Origin of the sequence: Collinsella sp. OM08-14AT (genome assembly GCF_003438115.1) — a bacterium.
Taxonomy (GTDB): Bacteria; Actinomycetota; Coriobacteriia; order Coriobacteriales; family Coriobacteriaceae; genus Collinsella.
The window spans coordinates 1-2,066 of the sequence record NZ_QSTE01000033.1; the positions used below are offsets into that span (position 1 = coordinate 1).

Genomic DNA, 2,066 nt, shown 5'->3' on the forward strand with positions numbered 1-2,066 from the left:
AGATATATTGCCAGACCGGAGGGGCGCCGGGGGCGGGAATCTGGGCGTACACATTTCCTACACATATAAGGACTCTCGGCTGGCTGGGTAAATATAAGAGGGGACCTCGTTTCCGAGATCCCCTCTTTCGCCTATCTACAGTAATAGACTCTTAAATACCTTATGCCAGCAGCTTGCGACCGGACTCTTCAATCGCGTCAAGTGCTGCATCAGCTTCGGCGGCATCCGCGCCCTTGGCAAAGATATACAGCTTGATCTTGGGCTCGGTGCCGGAAGGACGGACGATACCCTTGTTGCCACCCTCGAGATCGAACTCAATGACATTAGCCTTCGGCAGGCCGTTCACGCATGTGTTGTAGTCCACGACGGCCTCAATCTTGGAACCGGCGAGCTCCGCGGGCGGGTTCTCGCGCAGACCAGCCATGATGCCGGCCATCTTTGCCGCACCCTCAGCGCCCGGATAGCTCAGCGAAATCGTCTTGTTGTGATAGTAGCCATACTTCTCGTACAGCTCGTGCATCGCGTCGGCGAGGTTCTTACCCTGCAGCTTGTAATACTGAGCCATCTGGCAAATCAGCAGCGAAGTGCTCACGGCGTCCTTGTCGCGCACGTGATCACCAGCCAGATAACCGTAGCTCTCCTCAAAACCGAAGATAAAGCGATCGACTTCACCGGCATCGGAAAGCGAGGTAATGATGTCACCGATGTACTTGAAGCCCGTCAGGCAGCGACGGAGCTCAAAGCCATATTCCTCGGCCAGAGCATCGACCATGGCGGAAGAAACAATGGTAGTAACCGCGACCTTCTTAGTGAGGTCCTCGCCGCGGGCGGCACGGGTCTTGCAAATATAGTCGAGCAACAGGACGCCCATCTCGTTACCGGTCAGCAGCAGATAGTCATCGCCATTCTTAACGGCAACGCCAACACGGTCGGCGTCGGGATCGGTCGCAAGCAGCAGATCGGGGTGAACCTGCTCGCAGAGATCGATGCCCTTCTGCATGGCCTGTCGGATCTCGGGGTTAGGATACGGGCAGGTCGGGAAATCGCCGTTAGGTTCCTTCTGCTCGGGAACAACCGTGACATCAGTGATGCCAGCGCGCTCGAGCACCGTGGTGACGGGAATGAGGCCGGTACCATTCAGCGGCGTATAGACAAGCTTGAGCGGTGCGCCGGCAATCTCCTCGGCAGAAAGATTCGTAACGCCGCGAGCGAGAACGGCGTCGTAATAACGCTCGAGGCACGAGTCATCGATCCATTTGACCAGGCCCTGCTCAAGAGCCTCATCGAAGTCCATGGACTTCACACCGGTGAACGTATCGGTCTCGGCGATAGCCTTAGAAATTGCATCGGCGGCCTCGCTGGTGATCTGGCAGCCGTCGGGGCCATAGGCCTTATAGCCGTTATACGGTGCCGGGTTATGACTAGCGGTCATGCAAATGCCACCGGAGCACTTAAGATCACGGACGGCCCAGGAGAGCGTCGGCACAGGAGAAATCTTGGGATAAACGAGGGCAGTCACGCCGTTTGCTGCAAGAATGGCAGCCGTCGTCTTAACGAACAGCTCACCTTTATTGCGGCTATCGCGAGCGATGGCAACCGTTGGATGCTCGAAGGTCGCATTGAGGTAGTCAGCGAATCCCTGGGTCGCACGACCGACCGTATAGATATTCATACGGTTAGTGCCCGCACCGATAGTGCCGCGAAGGCCGGCAGTACCGAAGGCGAGATCTTGGAAGAAAGCATCGGTGATGGCGTCCTCATCACCCTGCTCCTTCATCGTGTTAAGCTCAGCGAGGAGCTCCTCGTCCTTGACATTGGCAATCCAAGTATCAAGCAGCTCATGAACATCTGCCATGTGAGTCCTTCCTTCACAATCAATAAAACGACCCGTGTAAAACAGGACAAGCGCAGCAGTGCGCTAAAGCAAATATTAGTCCATTGAGAACAGAGAACCGACCAAAGAACGGTGAACGTCTATATTCAGCGGTGGATGATTAAATTGATTTAATTGCATAAGGAATGTTGCCCGTAAACGCAAAAAAGGGGGAGGCCGCGAGGCCTCCCCC

General features: G+C 55.6%; 1 protein-coding gene. It reads right to left on the minus strand.

What is annotated here, in order from left to right; translation table 11 throughout:
- Positions 1–160 precede the first annotated feature (160 nt).
- Positions 161–1,855 carry a phospho-sugar mutase gene (locus DXC18_RS10270; protein WP_055252695.1) on the minus strand — a complete coding sequence of 565 codons (1,695 nt, stop codon included), beginning with the start codon at positions 1,853–1,855 and terminating at the stop codon, positions 161–163.
- Between the last annotated feature and the right edge of the window lie 211 nt (positions 1,856–2,066).

Excerpts from the sequence above, each read along its gene's own strand:
- DXC18_RS10270 (WP_055252695.1), bottom strand. The coding sequence starts at position 1,855 with ATGGCAGATGTTCATGAGCTGCTTGATACTTGGATTGCCAATGTCAAG.